We start from the raw sequence: 16263 nt of genomic DNA, 5'->3' as shown, positions 1-16263 counted from the left end.
CGGCCCTTCGGGTGGCGAACGGCCTGATGATCACCCATTGGATGGCGTGGATCAGCGAGGCAACGTCACCGCCATGGTGTAAGGGAGTCCGGGCAGCGTGTGGCGGGGAATGACCGCCGGCCCGCTATGGCCCCGGCGCGTTCATCCACGGGATCACCCAACCCGAACTCATCTCCTACTACCCTACGTAGTAGTTCTACTGCTCGCGTAGCAGCAGAGTGGTGGCATCAGGCAACGCTGCCACGGTAATTGGCTGATATATACGGTCAAAAGGCAGCGGAGGGATGATGGTTCGGGGCACGGATGAGAGCGCGATGACGGACTCGAAGGACTTCAGCGAAGGCATCGTCGCGGCGGGCAACAAGCAGCAATGGCAGGCATGGAACGGGGATGAGGGGCAGCACTGGACACAGGAGTGGGACCGCCTGGAGGCGAGGTACCGCCATCTCACCCCGCACCTGATGAACGCGGTGCCGCTGGACGCCACCAGCCGTGTCCTCGATATCGGTTGCGGCAACGGCGGCACCAGCCTGGCGGCAGCTCGTATCGCCTGCGACGGTTCGGTGCTCGGCGTCGACCTCTCGGGACCGATGCTGGACACGGCCCGTCAACGGGCCGCGGACGCCGGACAGAAGAACGTGTCCTTCGAGCAGGCGGACGCGCAGGTCCATCCCTTCACGGCCGAGGGATTCGATGTAGCCCTGAGCCGGTTCGGGGTGATGTTCTTCGCCGATCCGAAGGCGGAATTCGCCAATGTCGCCCATGGTCTGCGTCCCGGTGGCCAGTTGGCGTTTCTCTGCTGGCGCGACCTGTTGGAGAACGAGTACCTCACGGTGCCGTTCGGAGCCATCGCCGAGCATGTTCCACTTCCCGAACCGGCCGACCCGGACGCGCCGGGCCCGTTCTCGCTGGCCGCCCCCGAGCGGATCAGGGAGTTGCTGACCGGCGCCGGATTCGACGAGGTGGCGATCAGCGCCGTCGACGAACGCATGCGGACGGGAGCCGACGCGGACGACGCCGTCGCGTACTTCCTTGGCACCCCTATGGGACAGTCGATGATCGCCGCGGCCGACGCGGAAGCCCGGCTCAAGGCGCGCGCCGCATTGCGGGGTGCCATGGCGGAGCACCAGCGGCCGGACGGGGTCATGCTGGGCAGCGCTGCCTGGCTGGTCACGGCTCGGCGTTGGTGAGTCGGTCGCGGATTCGCTGGACGGGCCCCGCGCCCCAAGGCGACCACGTGCGCGGACGGGCCCGCTCAAAACCGCGTCGGCACAGGTGCTACGCCGCGCACCACTTCTCCTCACCCGTGATCCCATCGGTTGGTGCGTCGACTGACTCACCACTGGCGAACGGGTGTTGAGCTCTGCCGTCCCGGCCGAGTCACTTCGGCGGTGGGCGGTGACCAGCCAGGCAGAGCTTGGCAGGCGCAACGCGCCGTTCTCCTCGTAGGGACGCAGCCTCTCCGTGAGCACCTCACGGGCGCGGTCTCGAACCTCCGGGTCGACCTGGCTGGTCATGTGGCGTCCGGGGCCGGAGTCCAGTAGGAAGGCGGCCGCGTCGTCGGCGTCCCTGCCCCAGGTCCCGTACGCGGGTCATCCGGCCGCCGGGCCGCAGCGTACGGCCGATATTGGCGAAGGCGGTGACGGGGTCGGCGAAGAACATCACTCCGAAGCGGCTGATGGCGACGTCGAACGCGTCCGGTTCGCAGGCGTAGACCTGAGCGTCTCCTTGCACGGCTTCGCAGGCCGGGGATCTCCCAGGGCGAGCGGGGCAGGCCACCGTCGCCGAGAACCTCGTCACGGTCGCGCTCGCGCTGCTGACCTCCACGGAGCCCACGGTCGTCGGCTGACCTCCACGGAGCCCACGGTCGTCGGCCTGGCGATGACCCGCCCCGGCGCCTCCCTGCGGGTCCGCCAGGCGCTGGAGGTCGGCGCACCGGGCTTCGCGGCGGTCCAGGGCGCGGTCACGGCTTACCTGGACGCCGAACAACGACGCGGGCGCCTGGCGGACGGCACCGACATCGCCACGGTCGCACTCGCCCTCGTCGGAACCGTCCACCACCTTCTGATGTCCAGTTGGGCCGGAGCGGAGGACGCGCAGGAGCAGACGCGACGACTGGTCATGCTGCTTGTCGGCGAGGGAGGGAAGGGCCCGTCATAGGCCCGGCGGGCGGGTCCCACGATGAGGAGCTCCCTACCGTCCTTGCCCCTCCCAACCGACCCTCCCATCCCGCCTCGCCCCGTCCCACACGTCACCCGGCGTTGTCCCGCAGCGCTTCCTCCACAATCGCCTCCAAGTGTGCGTGATGCGCGCCCCGCCAGTAGACCCGTTTGCATTCCGTGCACTGCGCGAACACGTCATACGTGCGCTGAGTGCCGTGCTGGAGCTGGTCCTGGACCAAGTCCTTGTTGGCCTCGGTCAGCGGACCGTTGCAGGCGGTGCAGCGCGTCCATGGGGCGAGCTCTGGTGCGAAGCGGCTGAGTACGTCCCGGAGTTGATCGTCGGGCCGGTCGCTGTAGACGTATGCCCCTGCCCAGATCTCACGCCGATGCAGCAGCCCCCGGTCCCGCGACAGCAGTACCCGCCGTTCCTCGGCCGAGAGGGCGGCCAGTGCCGCGTCGCCCGGGTCCTCATTCGTGTACGCCGCGTCGACGCCGAGCAGCCGCAGCCGCCGCGCCAGGGTGCCGAGGTGAACGTCGAGCAGGAACCGCAGCGGGGCACCGGGGATCTGCTGAGGCCGCTCGACGGCGCGTACCTCGACATGCTCGCCCGCACTCGGAATGTGGGACGTGGTGACCTCACGGTCGTCCACGACGAGTCGCCCGACCTCGGTGAGCGGGACGCCGAGCGACTCGACCACATGGCCGAGCGTCGACGACCCGTCGGTCACCAGGGGCGCACGGCCCAGACGGCGGCCTGCGGCGACGAAAAGATGCAGTTCAGAGGCGAAACTCAGATGGATCTCCGGTCCGTTCACGCCGGACAGCATGCCATCGACCGGTCACACCGGCGAACAGATTCCCACCGGCGTCGTCCGCTGAAGTGTCCGTAAACCGCGAAGCCCGTCGGCATTGCCCATACGTCGATTGGCGAACGGCGCTGCGTGAGATCACTGGTGCGCGATGTTGTCGATCAGCTCGCGCGCGCCCTGCCGCAGGAGGGCAACAGCGACGGAGGTGCCGAGCGTCTCGGGCGTGAGCGGGCCGGCCCATTCGTGAGCGTTGAGGACCGTCTTGCCGTCCGGAGTGAACACACAGGCCCGAATTGACAGTTCGCCGCGCCGGTCGGTCTTGGCGTAACCGGCGATCGGGCTGTTGCAGTGACCTTGGAGTACGTGCAGCAGCATCCGCTCGGCGGTGGTTTCGCGGAACGTCGCCGGGTCACCGAGGCCGCTGACGGCGTCGATGGTGACGGTGTCGTCCTCGCGGCACTGGAGGGCGAGGACGCCCGCGCCAATGGGCGGGCACATCGTGTCCACCGACAGGATCTCGCTGATCACGTCCGTGCGGCCGATGCGCTCCAGACCGGACACAGCCAGCAGCAGCGCATCCGCCTCCCCCGCGGCCAGCTTCTCCATACGACGGTTGGCGTTGCCCCGCATCGGTACGCACTCAAGGTGCGGATGGGAGGCGGCGAGCTGCGCGATCCGGCGTACCGACGAGGTGCCGATGCGCGTTCCGGAGGGGAGTTCGTCGAGGGTGAGTCCGCCCGGGTGGATCAGGGCGTCGCGTACGTCGTCGCGCTTGAGGAAGGCGGCGAAGGTCGTGCCGACGGGGAGCGGGCGGTCGCCGGGAATGTCCTTGACACAGTGCACCGCGAGGTCGGCCTCGCCGGCCAGCAGGGCGGCGTCGACCTCTTTGGTGAACGCGCCCTTTCCTTCGACCTGGGAGAGGGCGCCCATCCAGCGGTCGCCGGTGGTCTTGACCGGAATGACCTCCGTGGCGATGCCGGGGTGCAGCACGCCCAGTCCGGCGCGGACCCGCTCCACCTGCGCGAGGGCCATGGGAGAGTCACGGGAGACGATGCGGATCAGCTCAGGGGCGGGCATGGACCCATGATAGGCCGGCAGTTCCCGGCATCGGTTACCAGGGCCTTACGGCCATCTCAGTGAAGTGGCATGGGGGTTGGGAGGGGCGGGGAAGGTTCCCCGACGTCACCGGCGCCACTGGTCCGGGCAAGCTGCGCTCCTCGGATGTGCAGAGCTCCGCAGCGACTCGCGGCCGGCGCCTGCGCCGGGTCCTTACTTGCTGTGCACGATCTGGATCAGGTTGCCGCAGGTGTCGTCCAACACCGCAGTGGTGACCGAGCCCATCTCCAGCGGCTCCTGGGTGAAGTCCACCCCGAGCTCGCGCAGCCGGTTGAACTCCGCAGGTACGTCGTCCACGGCGAAGGAGGCGGCCGGGATGCGGTCCTTGACCAACGCCGCCTTGTACGGCTTCACCGCGGGATGACCGTCGGGCTCCAGCAGCAGTTCGGTCCCGTCGGGATCCTCCGGCGAGACCACGGTCAGCCACCGATCCTCGCCCAGCGGGACCTCGGTCTTCTTCACGAAACCCAGCACGTCGGTATAGAAGCGCAGGGCCTTGTCCTGGTCATCGACGAAGACGCTGGAAAGGTGGATCCTCATGGGGTGCTCTCCGGTGCATCGGGCCTGAGCCATCGGGTCACGATGCGCTCAAGGGGTTCGGTGTTCAGATCGTGGAACTTGTAGCGGCCCTGGCGCCGCGAAAGGACCGGGCCCGCGGATTCCAGTACGGCCAGATGCCGGCTGATCGCCTGGCGGGACAGCCCCAGACCGTGTTCGGTCACCAGCCGTGTGCACATCTCGAACAGGGTCTGGCAAAGAGCCCGAGGCGGCCTTCCGGCCTGCTGTCGTCATCATCAAGTACATACGCCAGGGTCGCCCGGCACGACGAGACCGACACGCTCAGGCTGCTGGGCCACCTGCCCGACCAGCGACTCGGCGAGAAGGCCGCGAACGCGATCGGCTTGCCGGCCCTGGCCGCAGGACAGGACGTCGAGCCCGCCGAGGACTCCGACGGCCGCGACGGGCCCTGGCGCATCACCCGGGGCACCGCCTGCGACCGGGTGGTCCACCATCGATCCCGCATGTGCACAAGACCCGCACCCACCAGCAGGACGGCTACAGAGCCCACCTCGCGGTCGAGCCCGAGACCGGGTTATACATCACCGTCGTCCTCACCCCCGGCACCGGGGGTGAGGACGACGAAGCCGCTGTCGGCCTCGACCTGCTCGCCGACGAGGACCCCTGCGGCCCTACCGCGTCCTGCGACGCCCGACGCGCCGTACTCCTGACCCGGATCCTCGCCGGACCTCGCCATGTCAGGTCATGCACGCCCGGGCTTCGTCAGACTCCTGCCGGGCGGGGCCGCTGCCGGGGCGATCGAGCCGCCCCGAAGGTGACGCCCGAGACCGAGCGGCGACTCGGGCGGAACGATCGCGGCATGCTTCAGTCCGAACACGGTCTGCTCGACGCCTCCGCGGTCAGCCGGCTCGATCAGCGTGATGTCGCGACGGACTGCGCGAGGCCGCCCTGACGGGGTTGTACGCACCGCCGATATACCCCAATCACCAGCCGGGCCCGAAGTTTACTTCCCTGAGCCAGCCTCTCCTGACGCCCCCTTATGGAGACTCCCGCTACATGAATGACCCGGCATTGCGCACCGAGGACCCTACCCAATCCAGGATCCGAAACTCTTTATCGATGTGTTGGGAGGGGCGGCTGAGCGGGGCGAAAGATTGACGAAAGATTCTGCCGCGGGAGGTCGTACGGCGATTTCTGACACCCCTTTGGTATAGACCGAAGGGCCGCACGCAGCCTTGGTACCGGGTAGTAACTGGATTGCTTTGGGCTGTCCGTGGTCCGGTACCGAAGGGTTTTATGCCTGCGCTGCTAAAAATTCCCCTGAAGGCACTTCCATGGGGATTCGAACATGGACCAAAATGCCGATCCCCCACATCGGAAGGTCTGATTGTCGCATGCTCGATGACCATGCAATGCCCGCGTCCGACGCCGAACTCATCGCGGCCTTGCGGAAGTCGGAGTCCGACGCACCCGTGGACGAGCTCTATCGTCGGCACCGCTCCGCCGTTCTCGCCTACGCACGCGCCTGCTGCCGTGATCTGCACACCGCCGAGGACCTCACCTCCGAGGCCTTCGCCCGCGCCCTCCAGGCCGTCCGGACCGGCGGCGGCCCCGAAGCCGCCTGGCGTCCGTATCTGCTCACGATCGTCCGTCGCACCGCTGCCGACTGGGCCCGCACAGCGCGCCGTACGGAACTCTCCCCCGACTTCGAGCAGTGGCTCGCCAACGCACCCGGCACCCCCGAGGCGGAGAGCAGCGAGGAGCAGATGCTGCGTCTGGAGGACAACAGCCTCATATTGAGGGCGTTCCGCTCCCTGCCCGAGCGCTGGCAGACCGTCTTGTGGCATACGGCAGTCGAGGAAGAACAGGTGGCGAAGGTCGGCACGCTGCTCGGTATGAGCGCCAGCGCCGTCAGCTCGCTGGCGTCCCGCGCTCGGGAAGGACTGCGTGAGGCGTACCTGGCCGTGCATGCCGAGAACGGTTCCGACAGTGTCGAGTGCCGCCACTACAGCTCGCTGCTGGGGGCCGCTGTGCGCCGCGTCGGGCGCCGCACGAACAAGGACCTCGAACGGCACCTCGCCGCCTGCGAGCGCTGCCGCAGCGCCCTGAGGGAAGTGTCCTACCTCAACGAGCGGTTGGGATCGGCTCTGCCGGGCGGCGTGATGCTGTGGGGCGCCTCCGCCTATGGGGCGGCGCGCTCGTCCGAAGCGGGCGCGCATGCCTCTACGGCAACCGCGTTCGGCGCAGCGGACACCGGCGCCGCCGTCCCTCACGGGACGGGGTGGTGGGCCAAGGCCAAGGGGTCTCCGTTGCGCTCCGGCGCAGTCGCCGGTTCCTTCGTCGCCGCGCTCGGGGCGGCGGTCCTGGTCGTACCGATGCCCTTCGGCGACGGAGGAGAGGAGCCAGTGTACTTGCCACCGGTGCGCGCAGAGAGCCGGCCGCCCACCATAGCTGCCACTCCCACGCCGACCGCCACCCCCACGACCAAGCCTTCCCCGACGGCCTCGCCGACCCGGACCACGTCACCACGTCTGGCCGCACCGCCCCCCATGCCGTCGAAAAAGCCAAAACCCTCACCCACCCTGGGCGTCCTTGGAGTCGCTCGATGGTCTGGGCGTCTCCAGAGCGCGCAGTTCGGCGGGATGTGCGTCGAGCCCGCCGGCACGACAGTCGTACAGAGCTCGTGTGACGACGGGAAAGAACAGGTCTGGCAGCTGGTGGCGTTCGAGGAGGCCCCGCACTACGGCTGGCTGCGCAACGCCGCCACCGGCAAGTGCATCGACTACACCGGCCCCGTCGAACGCGACAAAAACACCGGCCGCACTCAGCAGATCCGGCCCAAGACGGGGCCCTGCCGTACGGACGGCAGGGGGCAGTTGTTCGACCTCGCCGGCAGGGGCGATGACAGCTACTACGTGAAGACCCGGCAGGGCGGCCCCTGGGACCGCATGCAACTCGGCATGGAGCACTGGACGTCACGCGAGCGCCCCGCGGACGGCACTCCTGTCGTGATCACATACAACTACTACGACGTACCAGCCCTCCGCTATCGCACAGACTGCCCCTGACCGACGAACGGGCCCGTGCGAGACCGCCAGCACGGGCCCCGGTTGGCAAAGCTCTCGCAAAGTCGCGGGACGCTCGCCGCCGGGCGCAGTCCTTCGTTGTGTCCGATCCTGCGCACCACGCACTCCCTGGGGGAACCGACGGCCACATCCTCCTCGTGAAACGTCGCCACCAGCTGTTCATACCGGGTTCTACGAGGTGAATCCCCCTGGAATTGTCGGCCGCCCGAAGCAGTCATCCGGCGGCCGCTCCCACGCACCCATGGCACCCATTGGCATTCCTCCGGGATACCGCCGGACTTGAATGGAGGGCTTCCACCATGCACTTGCTCCTGGGTCTGCGACCGCCGCAACGGCCGCTATCCGACACCGCTGTGATCCAGGCGGTACGCAAAGGACGCGCCGAACTCTTCCGGCACATCTATCGCCGCCACTATGCCGCCGTACAGGCGTATGCCGCCCAATGCATGCCCGAACCTCTGCATGCCCACGAGCTGACCTCGTATGTGTTCGCGCAACTGCTGCAAAGGATGCTGGCCGGAGAGCCGTTCGTTGACGGACGTCATGTGGGTTGCCTGAGGCGCCAATTGCTGGACAGCGTGCGTGCCGCAGCGATCAGGCATCGGGAGTACGCGGAGCTTTCGCCGGAATTCCGGGACTGGATCGCGGCGGGATGCCAGTGGCCCTGGGATGAGGACGTCCAGCTCGGACTCGCGTTCCCGCGCCTCCCGACCACGACACAGTGCCTTATCTGGCACTGTGTGGTGGACCGGGACGATCCCGCGTTGACGGCCCGCATCACGGGTCTCTCCCGCGATGCGCTTCAGGACACGTACCACAAGGCCAAAGTGATGTTGCGCCAGGCCCGTACGGACTTGTATCTGGAGCGGTTGGGGCGTCCGGACTGTGCCGAGGTGGTCAAGCAGCTGGCCCTGCGCCCCAAGGCGCCCCTGGCGAAGGAGATCACCGACCACCTTGACGCCTGCCCGGCCTGCCTGGGTGTGTACAAGGACCTCAGCGAGCTCGATGCACGGATGGAAGCACAGTTGCCGGTACGGCTGTTGGGCTGGTGGCCCGGGGAGAACTACCTCCGCGCGAAGGCGGCCATCCCGGTGCCGACGGTTGATCCTCCGTTCCTGGCGAGGCTGCTGGAGCGGGGCCGGTCCGGTGCAGCCACACAGCATCCGCGCGTACACCAGACCAGGGCGGCCGCCTCTGCGGGAGGCCGCTGGAGTGGTGGAGCGGCCCCTTCGCACGCCGGAAGCTCCCGGGCTTCGGTCGCGGTCGTCGGCTTCCTGGTCGGTGTTGCCACGGGCTTGACAGCCCTGGCCGCTTGCGACCAAGGGGAGGTCCGAGGACCTCTCCAGGACGGCGTGTCCTATCCGTCGGAAAGCTACCCGCCCGTGGACGGGGACGCTACGCGCCCCTGAGCGGGTACTCGCCCCTGAGCGGGGAAACCAGCCGCAACGCTCCGGTGGGACACCGCCTGACGGCGTTCGCCGCCTCGTCTCGCTCCTGGGGATGCACGTCGACGGGAACGCCCGCGGGATAGCCGTCCGGCTCCAGCGTGACGGATCGCGAAAGGGCCCGAGCGCACCTTCCGCTGCCGACACATCGTGCGCGATCCACGAGAAGCCACTGCCGGCTCCGGGATTCCGGGGCGGTGACGGGCAGATGACCACGAATGGGCCTGCCGCAACCAGCACCGTGGAGGTGGGCGGCGAGATCGCCCGAGAACACCGTGATCGCTGAATCGACGAACTGCCCTACGCGCCGGGCATGTGAACACGCGGCAGGCGTGTCGAGCATCGCCAGCGAGTGGTCGACGAGATCAAGTGGTGCCTGCCCGCCCACTGTCACCAGTCTGTTGAGGGCCCACACCATATGGGTGACTTCTCGCGCGCAACAGGTGCAGCACTGCGCCTGCTTCTTCGCCAGCCAGTCGGCCACCCGACCGACTTCCCCCAATGGGCATGTGGATTCCGGCATGGTCAGGATCGTGCCGTCGCCAAATCCCGCGCCGTGGCCCACAAGGGAGTCCCGGGAAACCATAATGTGGGATGCGACTTCCGGGGGGAGCCACTTGCCGCCATAACCGCCAACGAGCACACCCTGCCCAGCGCTCAGGGCACAGAACTGCAAAAGGTATCGCAGCGGCACCCCCGTGGGGGTTTCCACTATCCACGTGTGCGCGAAATCCAGCAACATGGTGCCCGGTTCCGACGGCAATCCGGTTGACCCAAAAGCACAGGCCCCTCTCCGAGCCGCCACTGCCAGTTGGGCCAGGGTCTCGGTATTGGTAACGAGGGTGGGGGTACCGCTCCTTTCCAGCCGTAGCCCATCGCCATACGTCGCGGCATCAAGCGCGGCATCAAAGGTCTCAGGTGGTGAAGAGGACACGCGTATCTTCTTGTCCCTCGACGTCCGCTCAGCAATCGCGGTACGAACCGCGCAGCGCGCGTCCGCCGAGTCCGAGGTGACGACGATGTCTTGCGCGCCGATCGCCGTTGCGGCCAGGAGGGCGCCGTCCAGGACCAGGTGCGGTGTGCGCTGCAACAGCGTGCGGTCTTTGGCGCCGCCCAGCTCGTCGGCATCGCCGCAGACCACGACCGACGTACGGCCCACATGAGCGGCCGAATCCAGGACACACTGGAGCTCGTCGGCGAAGCGCAAGCACCGGTGATCCCGCTCCCGTAGGCCGATGCTCAGGCTGAGCGAGAGAAGTTCGCCCACATCCAGGGACGGAATCCTGCCATGGGCTGCCAGATGGGCCTTGTGATCAAGACGGGCATGAGCATCAAGGCCGGCCAGGACATACGACGGCCCGAAGGCGTGTGCCTCCAGTAGGTGATTCACCTGGACTTCCCGCGACGGATGAGTTCGGATCGATGTACCGGTCCCCTTGGAAGGTGGGGTGGCCCGCGCGGAACCCTAACGCCTCAGCGTGCCGAAGGAATATTTTGTTGCATTCTCAACAAGAGGGTTGCGCGGGGTAACGGTCACGATGCCTGAGAGTGGCAGTGACGTCCCCCCGGTGAGGTTCGAGTAAAACCATCGCAAAGTGACGTGATGCGTGGTCCTCATGGGACGTCCTTCAGAGTGCCGTCGGCTGCCTTCGCACACGGTGTGACCGGTACAGCGAACGGCGAACAGTCGATTCTTCTCTGGGAGTTCACGTGAAAGCGGAAAGCCTGAGCGGTCCTGGACAGGATTCCAAGGAGCATGGGCCGTTGCGCAATGCGGCACGGCAACGGCTCTTTGCGTATCTGGTGGGACATCAATTGACCTCTCGTGACACGCTGAATGCACTGTGCGAGCAGGCTGAATGGCCGTTGCCCGACACCGTCCGAGCCGTGGCCTCCAGTGCGCTCTGGATGCCCCGGTGGCCGGAAGCGGCGGGGCGGTCACCCTTGGTAAGTCTGGGCGCACAAGGGCTCTGCTTCCTCATGCCGGACCCGACCGCGCCCTCGAAAGCGGCGGTGGCAGACGCCTTCGACGGGATCGGCACGGTGATCGGCCCGGTCGTGACGTATGAGGAAGCCGGCATGTCCCTGCGCTGGGTCCAGCGCCTGTTGAACATACGGAGCGCACGCGATGCGGCAGGCGTCATATTCGCCGAGGACCATCTCTCGACGTTGACCCTTCTGCACAATGAGTCCCTGGCCAAGGTGCTGGCCGATCGACTCCTCGAACCGCTCGCCAAGTACACACCCCGGCAGCGGGATCGTATAGAAGAGACACTACTCGCTTGGCTGGAACGGGGCGGCACCCCGGAGGTGGCGAGGTATCTCCAGGTACACCCGCAGACGGTGCGCTACCGAATGCGCCAGATCGAGAAGATATTCGGGCCGAGCCTCCGGGAACCCGACACCCGGTTCAACCTCGAATTGGCACTGCGGAGCCGACAACTCACGTCCGGAGTCCCGCGGGTACGGCCTCTTCGAGTACCACAGCGCCGGTGGAGGGAGCCCCGGGCCGTGGCCGGAGCGAGCGCACGAGAGGCTCGGAGGAATGGACTCTGACCCTGTAAAGGTGCTGTTGTTCGGAACGGTCGCCGAGTTCCCGGCCCGGTGGCCGACGATTGCCCTGGAGCCATGCCGGTGACCCACTCCAGCACTCAACACGTACAAGCTTCCGCGGACGACGGGGATAGCGCGGTTGGTGCCGATCTGGCATCGCGCTTGCGATGGTTTCTGAACGAAAGGCCGACGCGCACACCCGGGTTGGCCGGTCCGTCCGGCCCAGCCGCGGGCGACATCCTCTATTGGCTCTACAGGCTGGAGTCGGTGGCGCAGCGCGCACGGTCCACCCAGGAAGAACTGTGCCCCGAGGAAGGAACGAAAACTCCGGAATGCGGGAATTCTAGAGGGCTGAATTCCAGGAGGCTGACAGAGGTGCTACGTCCTTGCGGCCTAGGAGTGGAGCATGGACTTGGTCTGCTCCGCGAGGAGTTCAAGCACATTGCGCCGATGCTGGCTACCCAGCCTGGCCCCCAGCCAGGAAAAGGGCCACAGATAGGGATTATGACATGGGCTCACATCGCCTGCAGCGTACGTGCAGAAGCAGCGATCTGTTGGGAGCGGGAAATGATCGCCCGCTCCGGCGCCGGCGAAGCCGACGTGATACCCCGCGCTGCCGAAGCCGCCGCAGAACTGGCCCGCCTCGCGGAGCAGCTCTTCCGGGACATGTCCCGGCTTCCCGGATTTCGAGCCTGGCGTCCGATGGCCGACCCTCTCTATCGCGCCTGGCTGGACGGCGCGCTGTCGCGCACTGCCGCGCCGCCTCCGCTGTTCAGAAATCGCCAGGATTTCTACTCCGCGTTCCCGCAGTTGGCCAGCGGATGGGATCTCCAGACACCGATGGCCTCATCCGTATTCGTGGACTCCGCATTCGTGGACAATCTCCCGCTCGGTAGCCTGGAGCGGCATGCACGGGACCAGGACGGCCTGCAATGGGCTCTCATCGTGGCGGTTCCGGAAGGCGGCACAGACCCGCGCGATCGGAGAGAGCCGAACGCCGCCGTGGTGGCCGCTCGCGTTCCTCGCCGGTCGACAGACGCGTTGTGCTACGTGTTGGCCCACACGGTCGTCCCGCGCGAGATCATGCATCATCTACGCGGCCCTCGGGCGTTCGACACCCTTGAGGGCGTGGCCGCGGCACTCGCCAGGCCATAACGAGGCACCGAACGCTGGCCAGTTGGTCCGTGTGACAGCACGTACCAGGTCCCAACCGGTGGCGTGCCCGCGGTGTGGGCCATCCGAGTCGGCGGGATGCGCCCGGCTCCAGTGGGCCCAGACCCGTCCGGGGTCCACAGCTGGCTGCCCCAGAGGCCCGTCACGACGTCTCGACGCGCCGCCATCGCCGCCGAACACTGCACGGCCCGCCCAGGCCATCCCCAAACCACCCCCATACCGACCTCTTCCCGGGCCAGCACCCGCATTCAGAAGCCGCTGCTCGGCGCCGCCCTCCACAGCGTCGCACCCGACCGGCTCCTACGGCGGCGCGCCAAGAGCGCATCGGCAACGTGTCCCTGCCCAATATCCGCCAGCGGTTACCGCCCCCATCGACGAGCCCGACCTGCCGCGGCCCCGGAACGAACCAGCGCCTCAGCACCGTCCCGCGCGCCACTTCGTCGTCTCCCGGCCCAAAGGCACCGACGACTCGGGGAGCGATTGAAGCGCCCCGCTGTGTGGGCCCGGTCTTGGGCGGTCCGTGGACATGACACTCGGAGGTCGGCTACCCCACGGGGGCGTCTGAGGTGGGCTGGCCCGGAACTTCCAGCAAGGTGGACAGGTATTCGGGGCGCTCTTCGACCACGAGGTGTCCGGCCTGGGAGATCACACCCAACTCAGCGCCGAGTGTGGCGCGCACCGCCGGACCGAGCCGCCGCGGAGGGAGGAAGACATCGTGCTCCCCAGTGACGACCAGGCGGGGAATTGACCGCGCGGGCAGGGTCGCAACGCCCGGCGCCCCGCTGGAGCGCGTATGCCGGGCGACCAGTGTCATCCAGTCCACCAATTCCTCGCGGGGTGGATGGCCAGGCGCGAGCATGGCACGCAGGAGCCGGGTGCTGTGCGTCGGTGCGGGCCGCAGGAACCAGGCGGCCGAGGCGGCCAGCACAGCGGGAGTCAACCTCAGCCTGGTCAGTCCGCCGGGGGAAACCAGGATGAGCCGGTCGATCCGGGGACAGCCGCTGGACAGGGCAATGGCGGCACCGAAGGAGTGGCCCATCACCGCTACCGGCTCGGATGAGATCTTCTCGGTCACCTCGCTCAGCCATGCCCCGTACCAGGACAACCGGCCGCCGGAAGGACCACGTTCGCCGGAACTGAGGCCGGGTTGGCCCGGGACGTCCACCAGCAGGACCCGGTAGCCGGTGGCGACCAGTGCCGTGGCCAGCGGCAGGGACGCGGCGGCGTTGAAGTTGGTACCGGGGACGAACACGACCGTCGTCGCGCCGGAGCCGGCGAGGACCACATGGGTCGGTGCGCCCTTGGCGGTCACTGTCTCACGTTCGTGCGGCACCGGCCATCGGGCGAACTGGTCGAGACACCAGCGCCGGATGAGCTCCCTGCCCGTCGCACTGCGGTAGATCGAGTCCACTGGTCGAGTATCGCGCCCTCTCCCGGCCGTGAACAGGAGAACGGCCTACACAGGTTGGGCAAGTCGTGACGCAAGCCTGGGCTTGTGTGGCTGCTTCCGTTCTGCCCCGTCCGGCATCTCTCGCGCACATTCGGCCATTGGTGGAAGCGCCGTTCCTACGGCGACAAGGCGCATAGGGGCCACGCGTCCACGACTGGGCCCATGCCGCTGGTCCGCCCTGGAACCGCCCGGACCAGCGGCACTGGACGCGCGCCAACACATCACAGCGAGGCGGGAGGAGAAGCCTGCAGCTCCTCCTCCCGCCCTGACTCCTGCCACCCGATCAGCCCCCGGTCGGGGCGCCGACTTCCCACTGTCCAGCGTCATCTGCGGTCCGTGGGGAGTGTGCGCATCAGAAGCGGCCGTGCATCCCCGGAATCCCCGGAGGCGTGGGCACCGGAAGTCGGCGAGCGTCCTGCGCCTGTCCCGCGGAGGCCTGGCAGGTCACGTCCTTGGCGGGGAGCTTGCCGGTGGTCAGGTAGGTGGTGGCCGACTTGTCCGCACAGGACTTGGTGCCGTAGATGCCGTGTCCCTCGCCCTCGTCGACCGTGACCATCCGCGAGCCCTTCAGGGCCCGGTGCAGGCCGAGGCCACTGGACAGAGGTGTCTGGGAGTCCCACTCGTTCTGCAGGATGAGCGCCCCGACCTTGTTGTCCACCTTGGTCGCGGGCTCACTGCCGTTCGCCCAGAACGCACACGGCTTGATGTTCGACGCGAAGTCGCCGTACAGCGGATACCTCGCCTTGTCCCGGACCGCGTCGCGACGGTACTGCTCGGGGTCGCGTGGCCAGGAGCGCGTGTCGCCACAGACAACGGACCAGAAGCTCGCAGCGGAGTTGTCCGACGGGACGGCACGGCCGAAGGACGGCGGAGCAGGACGCCCGGTGGCCCTGGGTGTGCGGGTGGGAGCCGGCTGCTTGCCCGCGGCGGCCTTCTTCAGTTCGACGACCTGCTCGGCGGCCTCGCGGACCGTGAAGAACATGGCACGGCCGGCACGGATGTCGTCCCCTGTGAGGCGCCGACCATCGAGTTCAATGGGCTTGCGGTCGGCCTGCGCGACCAGGTTCCAGAAGGTCTTGCGGACCTCTTGCGGGGTGTCACCGAGCTTGTACGTCGCGGCACGCTGAGCGGTCCATTCGCTCCACCTTGTGAACGCGGGTTCCGCCCCCTCAGCCCACACCTGGATCATGCCCCGCCAGACGCGCCCGGGGTCGACGGCGCTGTCCAGCACGAAACGGTCGGCGCGCTGGGGGAACATCTGTGTGTAGACGGCGCCGAGGTAGGTGCCGTAGGAGTACCCGAGGTAGGAGATCTTCTTCTCGCCCAGCACGCTCCTGATCAGGTCCATGTCGCGGGCGGTGTTGCGGGTGGTGAGGTGCCCCAGCTTGTCGCCTCCTTTGGCGCGGCACTTCTTGGCAACGGTCCGGGCCCAACTCACGTCCTTCTTGAACGTGTTGCGCTTGTACGGGCGCTGCCAGTCGGCTTCCTTGTCGGTGAGGCCGCAGCTCACCGGGGAGCTTTGCCCCACACCCCGGGGATCGAATCCGACGAGGTCGTACTGCCTCTTCACGGACTTGGGCAATTCGGAGGCCATGGCCAGCGGCATGCTGAGGCCCGCGCCACCGGGGCCACCGGGGTTGAGCAGCAGTACCCCATGGCGCTCATCGGTGGCGCTCGTCTTGATTCGCGATATCGCCAGATCGCTCTTCTTGCCGTCAGGGCGGCCGTAGTCCAACGGCACCTTGATCGTCGCGCACTGGTAGCTGGCGGGAGTTTCGCTGTCGCAGCGGTGCCATTCGGGCTTCTGCTGAAGGTATTGCTTCATAGGGCTGGAAGCGGCGGAGGCGGTGGCGGGGGCCAGCGCAGGAACCAGGGTTGCGACGGCGCTCACCGCCAGAAACGGTGCTATTCGTCGACTTCGCATGTGGGTCTGTCCTTCTGAAAGGAGTG

At 67.6% G+C, this 16263-nt stretch carries 14 protein-coding genes and 1 pseudogene; 6 read left to right on the top strand and 9 right to left on the bottom strand.

From position 1 onward, the window contains the following. The first annotated feature begins 314 nt into the window (after positions 1-314). Positions 315-1190, top strand: coding sequence for a class I SAM-dependent methyltransferase (locus K9S39_RS40170; protein ID WP_248868210.1), 876 nt, complete (start codon positions 315-317; stop codon positions 1188-1190). A gap of 283 nt (positions 1191-1473) precedes the next feature. Here the strand turns inward: K9S39_RS40170 and K9S39_RS40165 are convergent, their stop codons facing one another. Next, a complete protein-coding gene (locus tag K9S39_RS40165) occupies positions 1474-1734 on the bottom strand; it encodes a class I SAM-dependent methyltransferase (protein WP_406708103.1) in 261 nt (86 codons plus the stop codon). A gap of 147 nt (positions 1735-1881) precedes the next feature. Between K9S39_RS40165 and K9S39_RS40160 the strand changes: the two genes are divergently transcribed. After that, on the top strand, positions 1882-2160 hold the full coding sequence (locus K9S39_RS40160) for a hypothetical protein (protein ID WP_248868209.1): 279 nt from the start codon (positions 1882-1884) through the stop codon (positions 2158-2160). A gap of 91 nt (positions 2161-2251) precedes the next feature. On the opposite strand, the gene K9S39_RS40155 is transcribed toward K9S39_RS40160, so the two are convergent. The 5 genes and pseudogenes from K9S39_RS40155 to K9S39_RS40130 form a co-directional block, all read right to left on the bottom strand. Further along, positions 2252-2977: a Mut7-C ubiquitin/RNAse domain-containing protein gene (locus tag K9S39_RS40155; protein WP_248868208.1), complete on the bottom strand. Its 726-nt coding sequence runs from the start codon at positions 2975-2977 to the stop codon at positions 2252-2254. 132 nt (positions 2978-3109) lie between these two features. Continuing rightward, a complete protein-coding gene (gene hemC / locus K9S39_RS40150) occupies positions 3110-4048 on the bottom strand; it encodes a hydroxymethylbilane synthase (RefSeq protein ID WP_248868207.1) in 939 nt (312 codons plus the stop codon). 192 nt (positions 4049-4240) lie between these two features. Further along, positions 4241-4627: a VOC family protein gene (locus K9S39_RS40145; RefSeq protein WP_248868206.1), complete on the bottom strand. Its 387-nt coding sequence runs from the start codon at positions 4625-4627 to the stop codon at positions 4241-4243. Then, positions 4624-4839 (bottom strand): annotated as a pseudogene (locus K9S39_RS40140) (helix-turn-helix domain-containing protein); the annotation flags it as partial. The gene K9S39_RS40145 and the pseudogene K9S39_RS40140, both read right to left, overlap by 4 nt. Before the next feature lie 341 nt (positions 4840-5180). Continuing rightward, entirely contained in the window at positions 5181-5342 is a 162-nt protein-coding gene (locus tag K9S39_RS40130) for a hypothetical protein (protein ID WP_248869254.1), read from the bottom strand. Positions 5343-6000: 658 nt separating this feature from the next. Between K9S39_RS40130 and K9S39_RS40125 the strand changes: the two genes are divergently transcribed. Next, positions 6001-7674 carry a sigma-70 family RNA polymerase sigma factor gene (locus tag K9S39_RS40125; protein WP_248868205.1) on the top strand — a complete coding sequence of 558 codons (1674 nt, stop codon included), beginning with the start codon at positions 6001-6003 and terminating at the stop codon, positions 7672-7674. 317 nt (positions 7675-7991) lie between these two features. Beyond that, positions 7992-9101 carry an RNA polymerase sigma factor gene (locus K9S39_RS40120; protein WP_248868204.1) on the top strand — a complete coding sequence of 370 codons (1110 nt, stop codon included), beginning with the start codon at positions 7992-7994 and terminating at the stop codon, positions 9099-9101. Here K9S39_RS40120 and K9S39_RS40115 read toward each other — a convergent pair. After that, complete coding sequence (locus K9S39_RS40115; RefSeq protein WP_248868203.1) at positions 9088-10527, bottom strand: NADH-quinone oxidoreductase subunit NuoF family protein; 1440 nt, start codon at positions 10525-10527, stop codon at positions 9088-9090. The genes K9S39_RS40120 and K9S39_RS40115 overlap by 14 nt on opposite strands. A gap of 590 nt (positions 10528-11117) precedes the next feature. On the opposite strand from K9S39_RS40115, the gene K9S39_RS40110 reads away from it, so the two are divergent. Both K9S39_RS40110 and K9S39_RS40105 read left to right on the top strand, forming a co-directional pair. Continuing rightward, entirely contained in the window at positions 11118-11693 is a 576-nt protein-coding gene (locus tag K9S39_RS40110) for a PucR family transcriptional regulator (protein WP_248868202.1), read from the top strand. Between the two features lie 564 nt (positions 11694-12257). After that, on the top strand, positions 12258-12845 hold the full coding sequence (locus K9S39_RS40105) for a hypothetical protein (RefSeq protein WP_248868201.1): 588 nt from the start codon (positions 12258-12260) through the stop codon (positions 12843-12845). Positions 12846-13407: 562 nt separating this feature from the next. Here the strand turns inward: K9S39_RS40105 and K9S39_RS40100 are convergent. Together K9S39_RS40100 and K9S39_RS40095 are read right to left on the bottom strand one after the other, a co-directional pair. Continuing rightward, a complete protein-coding gene (locus tag K9S39_RS40100; protein ID WP_248868200.1) occupies positions 13408-14274 on the bottom strand; it encodes an alpha/beta fold hydrolase in 867 nt (288 codons plus the stop codon). 391 nt (positions 14275-14665) lie between these two features. Further along, a complete protein-coding gene (locus K9S39_RS40095) occupies positions 14666-16237 on the bottom strand; it encodes an alpha/beta hydrolase (protein ID WP_248868199.1) in 1572 nt (523 codons plus the stop codon). Positions 16238-16263 lie beyond the last annotated feature (26 nt).

This window comes from Streptomyces halobius, from assembly GCF_023277745.1.
GTDB classification, from domain to species: Bacteria; Actinomycetota; Actinomycetes; order Streptomycetales; family Streptomycetaceae; genus Streptomyces; species Streptomyces halobius.
Note: the sequence above shows the minus strand (reverse complement) of the source record. Positions and strands in the feature narration are given on the sequence as shown.